Source organism: Aestuariirhabdus haliotis, from assembly GCF_023509475.1.
GTDB classification, from domain to species: Bacteria; Pseudomonadota; Gammaproteobacteria; order Pseudomonadales; family Aestuariirhabdaceae; genus Aestuariirhabdus; species Aestuariirhabdus haliotis.
In genome coordinates, this window is sequence record NZ_JAKSDZ010000002.1 from 1 (window position 1) to 19508 (window position 19508).

At 52.0% G+C, this 19508-nt stretch carries 16 protein-coding genes and 1 tRNA gene; 6 read left to right on the top strand and 11 right to left on the bottom strand.

Annotated elements, in window-relative coordinates:
• Window positions 1–19: 19 nt before the first annotated feature.
• From MIB40_RS02035 to MIB40_RS02060, 6 genes are all read right to left on the bottom strand, one after another.
• Window positions 20–95: transfer RNA gene (locus MIB40_RS02035), tRNA-Ala, on the bottom strand.
• 160 nt (window positions 96–255) lie between these two features.
• On the bottom strand, window positions 256–1740 hold the full coding sequence (gene gltX, locus MIB40_RS02040; protein ID WP_249690205.1) for a glutamate--tRNA ligase: 1485 nt from the start codon (window positions 1738–1740) through the stop codon (window positions 256–258).
• Window positions 1741–1926: 186 nt separating this feature from the next.
• Window positions 1927–3621: an aminotransferase class V-fold PLP-dependent enzyme gene (locus tag MIB40_RS02045; RefSeq protein ID WP_249690207.1), complete on the bottom strand. Its 1695-nt coding sequence runs from the start codon at window positions 3619–3621 to the stop codon at window positions 1927–1929.
• Between the two features lie 44 nt (window positions 3622–3665).
• Window positions 3666–4127 (bottom strand): Lrp/AsnC family transcriptional regulator, encoded by a 462-nt coding sequence (locus MIB40_RS02050; protein ID WP_319941613.1) that lies wholly within the window; start codon window positions 4125–4127, stop codon window positions 3666–3668.
• 273 nt (window positions 4128–4400) lie between these two features.
• Window positions 4401–6299, bottom strand: coding sequence for a propionyl-CoA synthetase (locus MIB40_RS02055; RefSeq protein ID WP_249690210.1), 1899 nt, complete (start codon window positions 6297–6299; stop codon window positions 4401–4403).
• Between the two features lie 193 nt (window positions 6300–6492).
• Complete coding sequence (locus tag MIB40_RS02060; protein WP_249690212.1) at window positions 6493–7827, bottom strand: DUF3422 family protein; 1335 nt, start codon at window positions 7825–7827, stop codon at window positions 6493–6495.
• Between the two features lie 203 nt (window positions 7828–8030).
• On the opposite strand from MIB40_RS02060, the gene fusA reads away from it, so the two are divergent.
• The 4 genes from fusA to ggt all read left to right on the top strand — a co-directional run bounded on the left by fusA (window position 8031) and on the right by ggt (window position 13196).
• Window positions 8031–10076, top strand: coding sequence for an elongation factor G (gene fusA / locus MIB40_RS02065; protein WP_249690214.1), 2046 nt, complete (start codon window positions 8031–8033; stop codon window positions 10074–10076).
• A 114-nt stretch (window positions 10077–10190) separates the two neighbouring features.
• Window positions 10191–10988, top strand: a complete 798-nt coding sequence (locus tag MIB40_RS02070; protein WP_249690216.1) for a substrate-binding periplasmic protein — start codon at window positions 10191–10193, stop codon at window positions 10986–10988.
• Between the two features lie 108 nt (window positions 10989–11096).
• Window positions 11097–11336: a GrxA family glutaredoxin gene (locus MIB40_RS02075; RefSeq protein WP_249690771.1), complete on the top strand. Its 240-nt coding sequence runs from the start codon at window positions 11097–11099 to the stop codon at window positions 11334–11336.
• A 99-nt stretch (window positions 11337–11435) separates the two neighbouring features.
• Window positions 11436–13196 (top strand): gamma-glutamyltransferase, encoded by a 1761-nt coding sequence (ggt, locus tag MIB40_RS02080; protein WP_249690218.1) that lies wholly within the window; start codon window positions 11436–11438, stop codon window positions 13194–13196.
• A 27-nt stretch (window positions 13197–13223) separates the two neighbouring features.
• Here the strand turns inward: ggt and MIB40_RS02085 are convergent, their stop codons facing one another.
• Window positions 13224–13811 (bottom strand): deaminase, encoded by a 588-nt coding sequence (locus MIB40_RS02085; protein ID WP_249690219.1) that lies wholly within the window; start codon window positions 13809–13811, stop codon window positions 13224–13226.
• Window positions 13812–13879: 68 nt separating this feature from the next.
• Here MIB40_RS02085 and MIB40_RS02090 point away from each other — a divergent pair, with 68 nt between their 5' ends.
• Window positions 13880–14257: a SirB2 family protein gene (locus tag MIB40_RS02090; protein WP_249690221.1), complete on the top strand. Its 378-nt coding sequence runs from the start codon at window positions 13880–13882 to the stop codon at window positions 14255–14257.
• Here MIB40_RS02090 and MIB40_RS02095 read toward each other — a convergent pair.
• The 4 genes from MIB40_RS02095 to MIB40_RS02110 all read right to left on the bottom strand — a co-directional run bounded on the left by MIB40_RS02095 (window position 14229) and on the right by MIB40_RS02110 (window position 17208).
• Complete coding sequence (locus MIB40_RS02095) at window positions 14229–14747, bottom strand: GDYXXLXY domain-containing protein (RefSeq protein ID WP_249690223.1); 519 nt, start codon at window positions 14745–14747, stop codon at window positions 14229–14231. The two genes, MIB40_RS02090 and MIB40_RS02095, sit on opposite strands and share 29 nt — an antisense overlap.
• A complete protein-coding gene (locus MIB40_RS02100) occupies window positions 14744–15799 on the bottom strand; it encodes a DUF4401 domain-containing protein (RefSeq protein ID WP_249690225.1) in 1056 nt (351 codons plus the stop codon). The genes MIB40_RS02095 and MIB40_RS02100 overlap by 4 nt, the downstream gene beginning before the upstream one ends.
• Window positions 15796–16788, bottom strand: a complete 993-nt coding sequence (locus MIB40_RS02105) for a DUF2157 domain-containing protein (RefSeq protein ID WP_249690227.1) — start codon at window positions 16786–16788, stop codon at window positions 15796–15798. The genes MIB40_RS02100 and MIB40_RS02105 overlap by 4 nt, the downstream gene beginning before the upstream one ends.
• Before the next feature lie 225 nt (window positions 16789–17013).
• A complete protein-coding gene (locus MIB40_RS02110; RefSeq protein ID WP_249690229.1) occupies window positions 17014–17208 on the bottom strand; it encodes a hypothetical protein in 195 nt (64 codons plus the stop codon).
• Window positions 17209–17422: 214 nt separating this feature from the next.
• Between MIB40_RS02110 and MIB40_RS02115 the strand changes: the two genes are divergently transcribed.
• On the top strand, window positions 17423–19477 hold the full coding sequence (locus tag MIB40_RS02115; protein ID WP_249690232.1) for an LTA synthase family protein: 2055 nt from the start codon (window positions 17423–17425) through the stop codon (window positions 19475–19477).
• The last annotated feature ends 31 nt before the right edge of the window (window positions 19478–19508 follow it).

The window sequence follows — 19508 nt, forward strand, 5'->3', positions numbered from 1 at the left end:
TTGGCATTACTGCCTGATATGGTGGAGCTAAGCGGGATCGAACCGCTGACCTCAACACTGCCAGTGTTGCGCTCTCCCAGCTGAGCTATAGCCCCGAAATCCGGGTTGCTTGAGCGCATAACTGTGCCCTCAAACGTGGAGCGCATTTTACTGGCTTATGGCACCCTGTCAACCCTGAGCAACCAATTATATAAAAGTAAAACAAGGTACTTAGGGACGTTGATGCACAGGCGATCCGCAGGGCGTCAAATCCTGCTAACGCTCCAGCGCCCGATACTCTTTATCCCAACGTTTGGCTTCTTTCTTTGAGGCACTTCCAAGCAGATTCAGGGCATAACGCACCCTCGCTCGGCTTAGGTCAGGACCCAGCATTTGCATCGCATCAACGATCGAAAATGTTGAGGTGGTTCCCGCAATGGACAGGAAAATCGGCGGCATAAACCCTCCCATTTTCACATCCATCGCTTTAGCCAAGGCTTTAAGGCCGGCAAAGATGGCATCTTTATCCCAGACCCTAAGCTCATCCAGATACCAGGAAACAAACTGCAACACGCGACGAATTTCATCTCGTTCCAACTTTAGCTCGTCAAACTGAGCTTCGGTGACCTCTGCCATGCCAGCAAACATAAAGCTCGCCAGTGGTGCCACTTGAGAGAACCGCTCCACCCTACCTTTGAGATGAGGGATCAGGGGACGAATATAGTCATCGTTGAAGGCCCAGGTTTTAAGGGCTTCGATAAACTGGTCATCGTTTAAATCATCACGTATCCATTGCCCGTTGAGCCAATCGAGTTTTTCCGGATCGAAGATCGGCCCACCCAGGGAAACCCGCTTCATATCAAAGCTGGCAATCATTTCATCGAGGGAGAACTTCTCCCGTTCATCGGGCATCGACCAGCCCATTCGGCCAAGATAATTAATCAATGCTTCTGGCAGATACCCCATCCGCTGGTAGTAAAGAATGCTGGTTGGGTTTTTACGCTTGGAAAGTTTGCTTTTGTCCGGGTTACGCAGCAGCGGCATATGGCCCAGAACCGGAGCTTCCCAGCCAAAGTACTCATAGAGTTTGATCAGCTTGGGTGCTGATGGCAACCACTCCTCACCTCGAAAAACATGAGTAATACCCATCAGGTGATCATCAACAACATTCGCCAAAAAGTAGGTTGGCAGGCCATCCTGCTTGAGCAAAACCTGCATATCGATTTGTTCCCAGGGAATCTCGACGTCACCACGCAGATAATCATTAAAGCGGAAGCTTCCCTCTTCCGGGATTTTCATCCGCACAACATAGGGATCACCCGCCGCCAGGCGACTCTTGACCTCTTCAGCACTGAGTAGCAGGCCGCGACCATCATATTTGGGGCGTTCACCACGGGCCTGTTGCTCCTTGCGCATCTCATCCAGCTCTTGCGGTGTTGCAAAACAATAGAAAGCATCGCCCTGCTCAATCAACTGCTGTGCATAACGCTGGTAGATGTCGGCACGGTCGCTCTGCCGATAGGGACCGCTCTCGCCACCACAATCAGGCCCCTCATCCCAGTCAATTCCCAGCCATCGAAGCGAATCCAGAATCATCTGTTCCGATTCCGGCGTACTGCGCAGCTGGTCGGTATCTTCTACGCGGAGAATAAATTCTCCTCCGTGCTGACGAGCGAAACAGTAATTAAACAGGGCAATATACGCAGTACCAACATGGGGGTCGCCAGTGGGCGAAGGCGCAATACGCGTGCGAACAGTCATGATCTATCCAGTGAAGGGAGAAAAAGGAAGGGCAATTATACGGATTTTCGGCAACGGGGCGAATACACGGGCGCCCTTAATCAGCAATTGCTGTAAGGGCGCCATTATCAATCTGGCGAGGAGTTAACGAAGAAGACTGGAGGCTCAAAACCAACCCCGAGCAACGGCTGACACCGAGCCTGCCTGTTAGTGCTTTTCGGCCATCAGGCCCTGATCTGTTGGCAAGCTGAACCAACGTAAAGCTTCCGCATTCGCTTCCAACTGAATGCCACAGTCGCTATCAACAGCCTCAATACTTTGCATCAGCTGCTCAGCTTCAACCAGGTAATCGGATAATTGGTCAAGTTGAGCGGCCTGATCTGTCCCGTTCGGATTCGAGAACGACAAGCTGCCAGATTGATAATTGATATCCCCCAGGCGTATATCCGCTGTTGGCAGCGCCCCCTTGTAACCCCAAACCCCTCGCTCGGCATTGAACTGGTAATGCCCAAGCATACGCCAACCGTAATCGGCCACCAGTTCCATTGCCCGGACCAGATACTCAAAGGTATCCCGGGAAATAAAATAGTTAAAATTCAACCTGACCCAACCCGGCTTCAGCACAGAGTTACCTTCTCCGATACTGGTTTCAATAGCTTCGCTGGTTGGCTGATCCATACCCAGAAGCTCATGACCGTAAGGACCTGCACAGGAACAACCGCCGCGCACCTGAATACCGAACAGGTCATTAAGCAAGGCGGTTACAAAGCCGTGATGCAGAACCTTGCCGCCACTACGAATTTGTAGCGAGACAATGCTTGTGCGAGGCTTATCAAGATCACCCAGGACAGAAATCTGTGAATTTTCCCGCCAACGCCTCAGAGCTGCTCGCACAAATTCATGCTCCAGCCTCTCAATGGTTTGCGCACCCACGGCATCTTTTAGCTGAAACACCAGCCCAGCACGAATGGATTCTATGATTGCCGGCGTACCACCCTCTTCCCGACGCTCGCCGGCCTTCAGGTAGCAATGGGAATCAGGAGACACCCAGGAAACCGTACCGCCTCCTGGCACACTGGGCACACGATTGCTCAACAATTTCCGGTTCAGTATCAACAAACCCGGCGTTCCGGGTCCACCGACAAACTTATGCGGAGAAATAAACAGCGCATCCTGATGACTGCCCTCACCTTCGCCCTGCATGTTGATCTCGACATAGGGCGCGGCAGCCGCATAATCCCAGAATGACAGGGCATCGTGTCGGTGCAGCAACCGGCTGATCGCAGTTGTATTGGTTAACAACCCGGTGACATTTGAACCGGCGGAGAAACTACCGATTTTGAGTGGCCGATCCTGAAAACGCACCAGCTCAGCTTCCAATTGAGACAAATCGATATCGCCCTCGGCATCCAATCCAATAGTAACCAGATCCGCAATAGATTCGCGCCAGGGCAGTTCATTGGAATGATGCTCATAGGGACCGATAAAAACCACGGGCCTTTGCTCTTCGGGTACCTGATCCAGCAAGCGATAGCGATCATTCAGTTCCGCAGGCAAACGCAGATTGAGAATATCGATCAATTTATGAACGGCCGCCGTGGCTCCGGATCCACAGAAGATCACCAGATCCTCTTCCCCGGCTTGCACAGAGCGCTTAATCAACTCCCGCGCCTCTTCACGCAGACTGGTTGTCTGCAGTCCCGTGGCTGAGGTTTCGGTGTGAGTGTTGGCGTACCAGGGCAATACGTGCTCCTGGATATAGCGTTCAATAAAGTCCAGAGAACGACCCGAGGCGGTGTAATCGGCGTACACCAATGGACGCAGACCAAAAGGGGTTTGCAATGGACGCCCCTCGCCTATCACAGATTCCCTGATCGTCTTGATTAGTTGTTGCACCGACATACCCACCTCGCTCAATTGTTAATAGAGTGGTGGGGCTTTTGTGATCAGCTCAGCAGAGGCAGCTCGGTACTGTACTTGATCTGTTCCATCGCAAAGTTCGAGGTCACATCGCTCAAGCTGGTGGCTTGGATAAAGCGCTTATAAAAAACATCGTAAGCCGCAATATCCTTTACCACCACCCGCAGCAGATAATCGTATTCGCCGCTCATGCGGTAAAATTCGACCACTTCCGGGAAAGAGGCCACCACGGACGAAAACGACTGCAACCACTCGGCGCTGTGTTGGCTGGTCTTGACCTGAACAAACACGGATACACCCAGGTCAAACTTTTCTGCGTCCAGTAACGCCACTTTGCGAAGAATAACACCACTCTTTTCCAGCTTCTGAATCCGCCGCCAACAGGGTGTTTTGGTGAGCCCCACACGCTCAGCCATCTCTTCGACAGAAAGACTAACATCAGACTGAATAATAGCAAGAAGCTGCATATCAATATCATCAAGCACTATTTTATTCCAACTTTAAATTATTGATTAGGAAATTATTTTCATTATAACTTAAAATCAATCACCCCTTAAAACTCAATTCCCCATTTGCCATCCAGCGAGAATCAAATACTCAACCAGCCCCCGCTATTGAGTTGAATTTTTTTCATATTAAGCATGTTTACGAGGCATTTATTCGCATCCCAGTCCAGCCAAGGCGCCTGTCAAAAGATAATTATCACCCACAAAAAAAGGGGAAGCCGAAATGGCCTCCCCTTTTTTATAAGGGTGTTTAGCCTATGCAGGTGCGCTAATCACACCAGCCTGCGCCATTAGATCTTCGATTTCCGGCAAACTTGCTGGATCATCGATGGTCGAAGGCACTGCATATTCCTCACCCGCAGCGATCTGACGCAAACTACGCCGTAAGATTTTACCCGAGCGTGTCTTCGGCAAACGGCTAACCACAAGGGCCTTGCGGAAGCAGGCCAACGGACCAATTTCATCACGCACCATTTGCACCAGCTCTTGCTCCAGCTGTTCAGGGTCCAGGTCAACGCCGTTTTTAAGCAATATCAACCCAAGCGGCAACTGCCCCTTAAGCTCATCATTGATACCAATCACCGCACATTCGGCGACCGCAGGGTGGCCCGCCACGACCTCCTCCATCTCACCGGTTGAGAGTCTATGACCTGCGACATTAATGACATCATCAACCCGCCCCATAATAAACAGGTACCCATCATCATCGAGATAGCCGCCGTCACCGGAGACGTAGTAACCGGGAAATTGCTCCAGGTAACCACTACGGAAACGGTTAATATCTCCCCAGACGGTTGGTAAGCAGCTGGGGGGCATGGGCTGTTTGATGGCGACAAATCCCTGTTCATTAGCTGCGGCGGGCTCACCGCTTTCGTTAAGAATCTGAACATTAAACCCTGGTACAGGAACCGTTGCCGAACCCGGCTTAACCGGCAGTAATTCAACCCCGGCCAGGTTACTGGCAATGGCCCACCCGGTTTCGGTTTGCCACCAGTGGTCGATAACCGGCTTACTCGTCTTTTCAACGGTCCAATCATAAGTTGGCGGATCAAGGCGCTCCCCTGCCATAAAAATGGTTTCCAGTGCACTCAGATCGTATTGGTCAATCAAGGCGCCATCAGGGTCCTCTTTCTTGATGGCACGAAACGCTGTAGGCGCCGCAAAAAGTGCGCGAACTTTGTATTCGCTGGCAACACGCCAGAAAGCTCCGGCATCGGGGGTAAATACCGGTTTTCCTTCGTAGAAAATCGTGGTGCAACCACGAATCAAAGGAGCGTAAACAATATAGGAGTGCCCGACTACCCAGCCCACATCAGACGCTGCCCAAAACACATCGCCGGCGTCCATATTGTAAATAGCCTTCATGCTGTAATGCATAGCAACGGCATGACCACCATTATCTCTCACCACTCCCTTGGGCTTTCCCGTGGTGCCTGAGGTATAAAGCACATAAAGCGGATCAAGAGCATTGACCGGCGTGCAGCCAACCGGTTTAGCCTGCTGCAACAAGCTATTCCAGTCGTGGTCAATGCCTTCGTTCATCGTTGCGGGTCCCTGCTCACGCTGGAACACCACACTGGCAACGGGTTTATGGCGAGCGATGGCCAAAGCTTCATCCAGCATGGGCTTGTATTCGATGATCCGGTTCACCTCAATACCGCAGGAAGCACTCAATACCACCTTGGGCTCGGCATCATCGATACGCACCGCCAGCTCATTCGGTGCAAAGCCGCCAAACACCACGGAATGCACCGCACCTAGACGAGCGCAAGCCAACATGGCCATGGCAGCCTCGGGAATCATCGGCATATAGATAACGACTCGGTCGCCGTGGCCAACGCCCAGTTCGGCCAACATACCAGCGGTGCGAGAGACTTCATCGAGTAGCTGGTTGTAACTGTATTGGCGTTTTTTGCCTGTCACTGGGGAATCATAGATCAGTGCAGTCTGTTCTCCCCGGCCATTTTCAACATGATAATCAAGAGCAAGATAAGCCGTATTGAGTTCACCATCCGCGAACCAGCGATCAATACCATTGTCATCCTGACTGAGGATGTTCTGCGGTGATTTAAACCAGTTGATCCCTTCTGCTTTCTCTTTCCAGAACCCCTCGGGATTCTCAATAGAATAGGCATACTCCTCGTGGTAACTCATGGTGTTCCCTCGCTTTGGCTCTGTCATTATTATGGGGTTCAGTTCAATTTAGCCGGTGCAGTTGAAACTGACACCCTTGTAACCCATGGCGCCGACTAAACAACAGTAGCCAGCCCAACATTGTCGACAATTATGCCGTGAGAAAGGAGATTTAGGGATTCAACCTTAGTTGTAACCCCTTAGTTGTTAACAATTAAGGGGTTTGGTGATTACCCAAATTATTAATTCGCTTACGGATTTTACGGGTCAACCACCACACTCCAAGCACCACAGGGACCACACTTGCCGCCAGGAATAGGGAGGTGTTGATGGGCAAACCCAGAGGCTTACTTGCATCCAGTATGTACTTGATCAAGCCAACCAGATGGTAACTGATCACAACGACCGACAAGCCCTCAACCGTCTCCTGCAGTCGCAGCTGCAACTTGCCGCGACGATTCATCGAACTCAGCAAGCGTTGATTCTGCCCCTCAATAGCCAGATCTACCTGAGTACGCAGCAGTTCTCCCGCCCGGGCGAGACGCTGTGAAAGCTCTTCCAACCGGTTAGACACGGCTTCACAAGTATCCATGGCGGGAGTAAATCGACGAGCAAAGAAGTGGCTGATCATCTGCAAGTGCTCGACCGGTTCCTCCTCAACAAACTCGAGACGTTGCCGTACCAGGGAAGCGTAGGCTTTAGAGGCTGCAAACCGATAACTGGTGTCAGAACGGTACTGCTCCACCTCGGCGGCCACCGCCGAGATCGATTCCAGTAGCGCCTGATCCTCGTCCGGGTTTCGGGCTTTGGCCGCCAGGCGAGCGGTGATGCCTGTCACTTCGGCTTCCAACAAGGCAAGGCGCGGGCTTATCTGACGCGCCAGGGGTAGCGACAGCAGCGCCATGACTCGATAACTTTCGATTTCCAGAACCCTCTGCAACAGCCGTCCCGTTCTCTGAGGCGAGAGGTCATAATTAGCGATATAAAAGCGCCCAAAGCCTCCCTTATGCAGACGAAAACTGGTACACAGCAAAGCTCTGCCAGCCATGGTGTAGGAGCCTATCGCACGCTCTCCGTCAAACAGCATCTCCGACAGCTCGTCACCATCTATCTTGTTGGGTCTGGAGACTTGATCAATCACGCCATGCAGCGCCGTCACCACCTCCCCCCCTATGGCTTCGAGCCATTCTCGGGGGGCCGCATCAACCGCTTTTTCACTAAACGCCGGCAACGACTGCGAAGGGCGAATAAAGGTATAAGCGGAAAACTCTGTGTGGCGTTCCCAACGCAAGTGAAAGTCACCAAAATCCAGATACAAAGCCGAAGCATCGCTAACTGGCGGTGGCAATGCATACCGCTGGCACAGCCGGGCAATATGGCTAACCTCGCTTTTGCCCCCCTGCTCACCAAACAGAACGGCCATATGACTGACCAGGGCTGGCGACTGCACCACGGGGAAAGGACGGGCATGAAGCTCGCTATACAGTTGTTCCCTAAGCGGATGAACGGGCAGACGAAACTCACCCAGAAAATGCTGCTCTGTTGCCATACTGACTACTCTGTTTATTAGGTTATGGCGAGTTTACGTGGTGCTCTGCATTGCAGCAATCCGTGCCAGATGGCTGCAGATAGTTGCAAAAGTCATCAAACTATTTAGCTGGATCAATTTTCAAGCTCGGCCCCTGCCATATACTGATTGATATGCAACGAAGCGCTGCAGCACTATTTCCAAGCTGAGAAGAGGGAAGCAATATGGCCAGTTACGGTACAGAGCAAATTCGTAATATCGTACTGACCGGTCATACCGGGGCCGGCAAAACCACGCTATTAGAACGTTTACTGGTCGCCAGTGGCACGCTTGGTTCGGCCGGTTCGGTAACCCGTGGCAACACCCTCAGCGACTTTGATGCACAAGAGCAAGAATGTGGCCATTCCCTTGAAACCTCGCTCTGTCATTTCCAGCATCAAGGTCACCAGATCAATGTCATCGACACCCCCGGGGTGCCCGATTTTGCGGGACGTAGCATCAGTGTATTGAGCGCCGCCGATGCCGCCTTGCTGGTGATTAATGCCACCACCGGCGTGGAAACGGTCAGTGAACAGCTGATGCAAGCGGCGGCAGAACGTCATCTCTGCCGGGCCATCATTATTAATAAAATCGATGCCCCCGGGGTCGATTTTCAGTCGCTAATGGCTGACATCAAAGAGGCTTTCGGCGATGAATGCCTGCCTCTGAATCTCCCCATCAACAAAGGGCAATCGGTTGCAGACTGCTTTTTCTGCCCTCAAGCGGGCACATCCGAGTTAGGTGCTATCGATGCCGCTCACAACGCTTTGGTCGACCAGGTTGTTGAAGTGGATGAAGCCCTGATGGAAGTTTATCTGGAACAGGGCCAATCCCTGGACCCTGATCAGTTGCACGCCCCCTTTGAACAGGCCTTGAGGGAAGGCCACCTGATTCCGGTATGTTTTGTATCGGCTCAAACCGGTGTCGGAATTGATCAGCTATTGAACATCCTGACCGACCTGATGCCCAACCCGCTGGAAGGAAACCCTCCCGAATTTATCAAGGGCGAAGGCGACCAAGCCAGCCCTGTCGATGTACGACCCGACCCTGAGCGCCATGCCATCGCCCACGTCTTTAAAATTCAGGTCGATCCCTATGTCGGAAAACTAGCCATGTTTCGCGTGCATCAAGGGCAGATAACACCCAACACCCAACTCTTCATCGGTAATGCCAGAAAGCCCTTCAAGGTGGCCCATCTTTATCGCATTCAGGGAGCAAAACACAGCGAAACCAATCGCGCCATTCCGGGCGACATCTGCGCTGTTGCCAAGGTCGACGGGGTCCATTTCGATGCGGTTCTTCATGACTCTCACGACGAGGATCATTACCACCTGCGATCCATCAACTTCCCCCCTCCCATGTACGGACTCGCTGTCACTCCGGTGCATCGAGGCGATGAGCAAAAACTGTCCGAGGCACTCCATAAACTGGAAGCCGAAGACCCTTCGTTGAACATCGAACACCGAGCCAGTCTCAACGAAACCGTGATTCTGGGTCAGGGAGAACTGCACCTAAATACCCTCATAGAGCGAATGCAGCGCCAGTTCAATGTATCGGTTGAGACCCACCCCCCCTCTATCGCTTACCGGGAGACCATCACCAAAGCTGCTGAGGGTCATAGCCGCCACAAAAAACAAACCGGCGGCGCTGGTCAGTTTGGTGAAGTCTACCTGAGGATCAAACCATTGCAGCCGGGAGCCGGCTTCGAATTTCACAGTGCGGTGGTCGGCGGTTCGATCCCTGGACAGTTTATTCCTGCGGTTGAGAAAGGCGTAAGAGAAGTCATTAGCCATGGCGCCATTGCCGGCTTTCCCATGCAGGATGTTCGCGTCGAGGTCTACGACGGCAAACACCATTCGGTTGATTCAAAGGAGATCGCTTTTGTTGCCGCCGGTCGTAAAGCCTTTCTCGATGCCATCGACAAGGCCGCCGCAGTGATTCTGGAACCCATTGTTAACCTCAGCATTCGCGTCCCGGAACACTGCATCGGTGACATTACCGGAGATATCGCGGCTAAACAGGGTATGGTTATCGGCAGTAACAACCTTCCAGGTCATAAAGCCGAAATCAGTGCCCAGGCGCCAATGCGAGTATTATCGGATTATCAATCCCGAATAAAATCGATCAGTGGCGGCGAAGGTTCATACAGTATGAGCTTCAGTCATTACGACCCTGTGGCCAGAGACCTGCAGCGAGAACTGGCCAAAGATCACCAGAACACAGGAGAGTAAACCGCACCCTGTATGTTGTTTAACCCGGCCCCCGTCCGGGTTAACAGCCAATAGGTGCAGGATGGGCAAGTTATCGTTAGAATCAAACCGTCGTCGCTGGTTTAAGGTCTTTTCATGCCTTTGCTTCAATCTTGGCTGGTGTTGCTAGCATTGTTCCTCCCTGCTGCAGCCTACCCAGACTCATTACAGGTTTCTACTTCAACCGTTAAGCCCTGGGGATACGTCAACGCCCAGGGCCAACTTGATGGCCTGCTGAGCCGCTTTACCCTGGAGCTGGAAAAGCACAGCGGCATAACGCTGAACAACACCCTGACACCCTACCCCAGAGTGATTCAAGAGGTAAAAAGCGGTCAAGCTGACCTGGCAGTTCTGTTCAAAAGCCCCCAAGCAGATCAATACGGAATCGATCTGGGTGAAGTCGTTAAAACCTCAATTATCATTACGGCACGTGCTGATGCCCCACCGATCAACTCCCTTGACGCCCTGGCTGGAAAGCGAGTTGGTTACATCAGAGGGTCGCGTTACGGTGCTAGCTTCGATGACAACCTCCAACTTTACAAAGTCCCGATCCGCGATATGGCGCAAGGGGTCCGAATGCTCATGCAAGGCCGTATTGAGGCGATGGTTTCCGCGGACTATACATTGTTCTATACCCTGAGGGAGCTCGATATTGAACCAACCCGGCTGGTGCATTTGTTGACATTGGATTCCAATAGTGGGCACCTTTATCTTTCTCGCCGGTCCACCAAGCCGGATAGCGCGGCTAACCTGCAGAAAGCCCTGGAGGAGATGCGCAGCAACGGCATACTGCAACAGATTTTTTTCAAGCCCTACCTCTCAGACCGGCTGAATTCGCCATCCAACAACAGCCATAGGCAAACCAACACGCCCTGGCTAGTCAGCATTCCATAGAGCCTATCTATCTTCATCATTAGAACTTGTAATTGGCATCAGAGGAGCTGCCTGTTGAACAATAGCCTCAACAAACAGCCCCTACGCAAGCAGATGATCGGAGATAACATGCAACCCATTACTATTTTTGGCCGTGAAGGCTGCGGATACTGTCAACGAGCCAAGCAACTGGCCGAAGACAAACAACTGGCCTTCAAATACATCGATATCCATAAAGAGGGTATCAGCAAGAACGATCTGGAAAAAACCATTGGCAAGCCGGTAGAAACCGTGCCGCAAATTTTCATCGGTCGCGAACATATTGGTGGTTACACCGAGCTCAACGCTTACCTGAGCCAATCTCACTAACCACCCTTATCAGGGGCGTTGGATCAACGCCCTTTTTACCCGCTGGCGACAAACCTGCGAGCGGGTATACTGAAAACAGTTTCACAAAGGAATGTGCTTATGAACCTGTACTCAGTTTTGCGTCGATCTCGCGCCTTTAAACCGCTCTCTTTTGCCCTTCCCCTGATATTCGCACTGCCTCTTGTGGCTCATGCTAACTCGAGCGCCATTCTTGAGGGTGATCGTGCCATACCTACCCTGGGTAACGCGGGCATGGTCGTTACCAGCCATACCCTTGCTACCAAGGCGGCTATTGATGTCTTGCGACAGGGAGGCAATGCCGTAGATGCCTCAGTCACGGCAGCCTTTGTGCTGGCGGTAGTGCAACCCCGCTCCGGCAACATTGGGGGTGGCGGCTTTATGCTGGTATCCCCAGGCGACAGCGATGATGTGGTTGCAATCGATTATCGGGAAAAGGCCCCGGCTGCGGCCAGCCAGAATATGTTCCTGACCAAAGAGGGCACAGTCGACAACCAATTAAGCCGTTTTTCCCACCAGTCTTCCGGCGTACCGGGTACTGTTGCCGGCCTGTTACTGGCACTGGAAAGCTACGGCACACTCGACCGCAAACAAGCCATAGCTCCGGCTATTGAGCTGGCAACCGAGGGCTTTATTGTGCCTGCCCGTTTTACCAAAGGCCTTGAAAAGCGGCGCGAGCGACTGCAAAAAGATCCGGGGAGTCTAGCCCTGTTTTATAAACCGGATGGCAGCACTTACCAGCCCGGGGATCGCTTCAAACAACCAGAACTGGCAAAAACCCTGCAACGTATATCGGACTCCGGCCATGAAGGTTTTTATCAGGGAGAAACCGCTCGCCTGATCGCAGAGCAAATGGCAGCCAACGATGGCTTGATTACCGAACAAGACCTGGCCGACTATCAGGCCAAAATTCGAGTACCCGCACGAGGGGATTACCGGGGTTACCAAATCTATTCCATGCCGCCCCCCAGCTCAGGCGGCACCCATATTGTGCAGATTCTCAACCTGTTGGAACCCTACCCAATCGATGATTTGGGCCACAACTCGGCACAAACCATCCATCTGATGGCCGAGGCCATGAAACTGGCCTACGCTGATCGCGCCACCTACCTGGGCGACAGTGACTTTGTTGAGGTACCGCTTAAGGGATTGTTATCGGCTGACTATGCCAATGAGCGTCGCAAACTTATCAATAGCTCGCAAACGACCCCTTCGGCCGAAATACTCTCCGGCGATGCGCCCTCTTACGAAAGCTCCGAAACCACTCACTTTTCGATAGCTGACCGCGACGGCAATGTGGTTTCCAATACCTATACCCTGAACTTTAGCTATGGCTCGGGTATCTCTGTTACCGGTGCAGGGTTTTTGCTCAATAACCAGATGGACGATTTCAGTGCCAAACCGGGAGAACCCAATGCTTACGGCTTGATTGGCGCCGAGGCCAACCGCATCGAAGCCAATAAGCGCATGCTAAGCTCCATGTCTCCCACCATCGTTCGTCATCAGGGGAAAAACCTGTTGGTGACAGGAACACCGGGAGGCTCCAGAATCATTACCACCACCTTGCAGGTGATCATGAACGTGATTGATCATGGACTGAATGTCCAGGAAGCCGTTAACGCCCCGCGCATCCATCATCAGTGGTTACCGGACAAGCTCAGGGTAGAAACCGGTCTCAGCCCGGATACCCTGAAACTGTTGCGAGAAAAAGGCCACGAAATTGAAATCAAAGCCGCCATGGGCGCCAGCCAGAGTATTTATCTGGACGATCAGGGGATGATGCAGGGTGCTGCAGACCCTCGCCGGGAAACCTCGTCCGCCATGGGACTCTGGCGGCACTAGTCAGCTGACAAACTAAGGCAGGGCTGACTACAAAGCCGGATCGATCAGCCGCTGCCTGAGCTCTCCCAAACCATGATTTGCTAATTGTTGCGCCAAATTCCTGTATTCGGGGTTAGCGCGTAGCACAGTGCAATCACAAGTCTGCATCAAATTTCTGAAGGCCGGTGGCAAATCACGAGCTCGGCTAACCATCCCCCCCGGTTTATCCTCTACCAGATAACAGATGCGCCTGATGCCACTCATCAATAGCCGAGAAAGGCACATCGGGCATGGCTCCAGACTACAAACGAGCGTCAATTGGGCCGTTGCTTCTGGCGGGTACTCACCTTTTGCTACCGCTTGCTCCCACAGGTCCAGAAGCAGCATTTCTGCGTGCGCAGCACTATTGCGGGTTGGCTCAAATACAGCGTTGCTGGCCTCAAACAGAATCTCATGATCCCTGCAGATCAGGGCACCAACACCATAATTGCCCGACTGTCTTGCCGAGAGCGCCAATTCGCACACTCGATGAGCCAGCTGGTCTCGATGATCCTCGGCCAATTGCTGCTGCAGCCGCTCCTGGATATCCGACAGGGACAGCTGTGGTTTCTTTTTCGAAAATAAAAAATCGATCATTGATAACCTGTTTAAATTGAGGACAATAGCCGGGTTATAAGTGAGAAGATTTCAACAACGGACTATCTATGTACCTGATTATTAAACACAGCCATATGACACTGGCAGCCCTCAGTATCTCGTTCTTCGCCCTACGCGCCTTCTGGTCGGTCAGGCAGTCCACTTTACTGGATAAAAAATGGGTTCGGGTTACGCCCCATATCGTGGATACCCTGCTTCTTGCCTGCGCTATCTACCTGATGATTACGATTGGCCAGTATCCGTTCACCGATGCCTGGTTGACCGCAAAATTATTTGCCCTGATAGCCTACATACTGCTCGGCACAATGGCCATCAAACGAGGCAAAACCCCTACTATCCGTTTTGTCTTCGCTCTGGCGGCCATCGCAGTTTTCACCTATATCGTTGGTGTTGCCTTTAATCACAGTTATTGGGCATGGTGGTAAACCAGCGCGAATGCTCAAGCTGGTTGCCAACAGGCTTGAGCTGATCGTCCAGCAAGCCTATAAGTAGGCTGGAGCCGCTGGATGAAACTTTCAAGCGGGCATATTGGGCTTGCTGGTAGCATTCGGCTAGCCCTTCCTGAAACAGATAACTCTCGGCGCCCAGTTTAACGCCATGGTAATTTCGATAAGCCAGCTTCAGTTCATTGGCTGCCAGTGCTTGTTCGTTATCCAGTCGGCGAAAGCTGCCAACCCCCTGTGCATCCAACGTCAAAACCAGTAGGCCTGAATCATCCAGATCGTCAAGGGGCACCTTGCGGGTCAGCTCATAATCGAGCCGCATATAGTCTCCCTGAATCAATGATCGAGGATCCTTGGGCGCGAGTTTCAGATACAGCTCCTGACCATCGTGCAACACCCATTCCTTAGAGAGGATGACGCCACTAATTACCAGCAGACCAAGCAGTGGGGCAAACAAGGTTGCAGGTTTCACAGGCTTTCCTCCCCATGCTGCGCCGGCTTTCCAGTAAATCTCGCAAGCAGATAAGCTACGGCAATTAACAGCAGCCCAGTCACCATTAACGCAAGTCCCTTCTCAATCAGATTCAGTTCCAGCGAGTAGTAATACCAGGCCAGAACCACGGCAAGGGTTAGGCGCCCCAGCATCAACAACCAGAGTTCATCACGCCAGTAGCCTAATAAGAGCAACAACAGTGCCAGTAAAACTCCGTAGGTCGAAACCAGCGATAGCGCTATTACCAACAGCAAACCAGGCAGGTAGTTGGATAGAGGCCAGCGGGCAAAAAGGGCAATTCGTACCCAGCACACCAGCAACAAACCGGACAGTATCAATAATGATATCTGGGGTTTTAGCAGGGATACCTGCACCCAGGAATTACTGGTGAGCATGAACTGCCAGATCAGAATCAACAGCATCCCCCAGGCAGAGGCGAACGCCAGGGGTCGTAGCCCTTTGATTGTCCCTGGAGAAAGCCAAAGCGAGATACAGATTATACCTACCATGAACAACAAGCCGTCACCCCACCCCAACATATCTTCAAAGCTCAGCCATGCCAACACTGACACCAAAGCCGTTAGGGGTAACAGGAAACGTACGAAGGCATTAGCAAATAAGGGATAACACAAAAGCGCTACCCCTAATTGACAAAGGCTAACCAGACTTAATTCATTGCCATGCCACAGGTCTGCAACGGCGAACAGCAATAAGCCATTGGCACAAAACAGAAATGCGACCGCGACCTGCTGCCAAAACAGTCCCGCAGCCTGACGATGAATCAGCCAGCTCACAACCATTATTACTAACGACGCTAGCAAAGCCAGCTCGCTCTGCTCAAACAGAGCCAGCGATAACATGGGGGATAATAGAAACCAGCTAGCTAACCAGGCTCCCACACCGCTGAGAATTCTGGATATCAGGGGCACTGTTTCAGATTCGGCTTGAGCAGCCTGGAGCTCTTTCAGGCTGCTCAGGAGGTTGGGGCTGATATCAATATGGGACTTGTAAGCATCCTGATCCGGATTCATCCTTGCTCTCCCCCGCTCTTGCCAGCCAACACCGACAACCACCAGGCCGCACCACCAAACGCCAGTATCAGCAATAGGGCAAACCCCCAATAACCCAATGTATTGCCATGATCGAGCAACAAGCGGCCGGCGGCCGGCATCAAGGCACTGATAAGAGAGAGTTGCAGTAGCGCCACGATACCCAGGTGCCTAGGGTGATAGTGAATATAACCAGCTATTAACACAGCTCCCCATACCAGCAGCAATAGCCAGTCAGCCACGCCAGTGGCTTCTGGTTCCAGAAATGTGGTCATGGCCGGAAAGGTTAAAAAAAACAGTGTCAGCATGATCAGCTGATGACGTAGCCAATGTTGAGCCTGTGCCAGCCATGGACGCTGGCATTGTGTCTCAAAGCCAATCAATGCCAGGAGGTTCAGGCTGCCGAGCGAGGCAAAAAGGCCAATAGGGTCGGACGCTCCAGGCGCCTGCAACACTTGAAACCAGTACAGGCAAATACTGAGATTGAGCAACAACCAGCAAAATGCCCACAAAGGCGCAAAACGCCAACCGGGTAGCCAAAGCGCGCAGAGCAAGGTCCAGGTTGCAAATAGCTGCCAGGCATCGGCACCCGTTTGATAAATCTGACCAATCACCGCAAGCCAGGCACCAGAAAGCACTGTCGCAGCCAAAGCAGCCAGATTGCCCCCAAGCCGCGATGGGCCAAGATACAGAGCCAACACCGTGGCCGCGCCAAACAGGGTCAACATGACAGCGTGACGGCTAAAGCGCCCCAACAGCTCCCAGTTAAAGGCCAGAAGGTAAAATATTCCGGCTAATAGCAGCGCTGTTCCGCATAACAACATCTGACGGCTAAGCCACAGCGTCCAACGCTCAACTGGCTGCAGATCCGCGATTCCTGATGCCAGGGTTTCTGAATCAAGCCTCTTTTGCTCGTACAATACAAACAGGTCACGAGGTCGAAGCCGTTGTTGTTTAAACTCTTCTGACATAGTAATCAGGCTCTTCCATGATCAGATGATGTATTGCTCTTACTGCTAGCCTTCACCTTCATAGGATTTCACCCTTTCAGCGAAAGACTGCTGACACCCGCCCTAACCGGAGAGGTTCAGTTAGTGTTCTGAACACTAGTAGTAAAAGGAAGCGAACCTCACCGGCGCAAGCTAGCGCAACAGTGAGGTTCAGGAAAATCAGGCACAAAAGCTCCTGATGGGGACTTAATAGAGTGCACCAGGCACAATCATTCGAAAAATCACAAAGACCACCACAATCGATACAAAAGACATAATCCATTTGTAGATGGTAGGGTCCATGCCCGTTCGTTCTTCAATCCAGTTGCCAGTGGCAGCGCTAAATTTCGCCGCCATAACCACCGATAGTGCAAATAATACGACTAAAATCATCAGGTTCATTCAGGAACTCCTTCTCGACTTCTTGCTCAGAGTGTAATCTTCGCCTCAGGCTTTACTATGACCTGCATCAAAGCGTCAGACAACCCATCAGGCAGTTTCACGACAAGTGACGCAGCCGACGTTTCAATCACCAGTTTCATTGGGATTCGCAAGTATATTGGGTAAACTGTGCCGTCGGTTATAACTCTCCAACTCCTCGTTCAAAGGGCACTCTATGCTAACCTGGCTTCAATCTCGCCGCGTACGCTATCTAGCGGGCGTGTGCTTATTGTTCTGGCTTTTAATGATAGCGCTGCGCGTTATTTTTTTGCTGGGCTTCTCAGAAGTCGGTGACACCATACAAACCTCCGGCGAGGTGCTGGCCAAGTCGCTCTACATTGGCTTTAAATTTGACCTGCGACTCGCCCTTTTACTCTGCTTGCCTTTAATCCTGTTGGCCTATATTCCTCGTCTGAACCTTGTCCGCGTAAGTCTGTTGCGTCACCTCGCCTGGGGCTATGTACTCATTGCCGTTTCCGCCCTGCTGGTCTTCTACGTCTTTGATTTTGGCCATTATGCCTATCTCGGGGTTCGCATCAATTCAACAGCAATGCGTTTCTTCGAAGATTTTGCCATTTCCCGCAACATGGTCTGGGAAAGCTACCCGGTTGTCTGGATAACCCTGGGCGTGATTTCCACTGTTATTCTGTTCCTTGCAGCCTACCGCGTACTGGTTTTTGCTTCGCTGCTGCGTCCACAACCCCTGGTACCCGTGAAGAGCCGAATCATCGGTGGTTTTACCCTGTTTTTTGCTACCGTTCTTGGCATTCTGGGGCAATGGCCAGGCAACATCGAGAACCCGGTACCTCTGCGCTGGAGCGATGCTTTTTTCAGCGGGAGTACCGCCATTGCCTCGCTGGGTCTTAATCCCGTGCTCTACTTTGCTGACTCCTACGAATACGAGGAAGCGCCATACGAAAAAGAAAAAGTAGAGCACTACTACTCCGACATCAGTGTCTACCTGGGGGTAAAGGACCCCAACCCCGAGCAGCTCAATTATTTGCGCCAGGTGCCAGCCAACAAGACCCCTGTTTCGCTCGATGGCAAACAACCCAACGTCGTCTTTATTATGCTGGAATCCCTGGGTGCCAGCCGGTTAGGCATTTACAACAACCCTCTTAAGCCTTCCCCGAATCTTGACCGGATTGCCCGAGAGGGCTGGTTTATGCCCAATTTTTACGTGCCGGTTTCGGGCACCGCCCGAACGGTTTTTGCCAGCCTGACCGGGCTGGCCGATGTGACTCGCGTCAATACCGCCAGTCGCAACACCCTGATCATTGATCAAACCATGATCATCAATGAATTCAAAGATTACGACAAAAAGTACTTTATCGGGGGCAATCTGGGTTGGGCCAATATGAGCGCCGTGATCAACCACAATATTCCCGATATAGAAATCTTTGAGGAAGGCTCATTCAGTAGCCCTAATGTCGATGTCTGGGGGATTTCTGATCTGGATCTGTTTAAAGAAACCGACAAGGTGTTAAGCCAGCTGCCGAAAGAACGCCCCTTCTTTGCCTATATACAGACGGCGGCAAACCACAGGCCGTTCACCGTACCCGATAATAACGATGATTTTGAAGTTGATCTCAGCCACAGCGACGAAGCCCTGAGTAAAGCAGGTTTTAAAAGCGAAGCTCAATACAATGCCGTACGCCTGCTGGACTACAATATCGGCCGCTTTATGGAGATGGCAAAAGCCGGTGGTTATTTCGATAACACCATCTTTGTCCTATACGGAGATCACAACAACCGCATCACCGAAACCCCCCATATGAAGCCCTTCTACGAGGCATTAGATCTGGATGGCCTGCACGTGCCTAATATGATCTATGCACCAAAGCTTCTGAAACCCAGGGTGATCGAAGAAACGGTTAGTCTCGTGGATATGTTTCCGACCGTTGCCGGATTGGTTGGCATTCCCTATCGCAACAACACTATGGGACGAGACATTAGCCAGCCTGCCCCCGAGGGTGAACGGGTGGTGTACACCCAAACCTCGCACAAAACCCGACCGGTTATTGGGGCCATCACCAAGGATTTTATGCTTCGTATTGAATACAACAGTGACACCATCAAGCTGCATGATCTCAATTCGCCGACGCCTGCAGAGGACGTGAGCGAACAGCACCCGGCTATGACAATCCGCCTGACCCGGCTGGCCAAGGGAATATACGAATCAACCCGTTATCTCTTGCACAATAACGGCGAGCGAGACATACCCAAGTAAACGCCTGACTAGCCCTGAAAAGCTAACAACA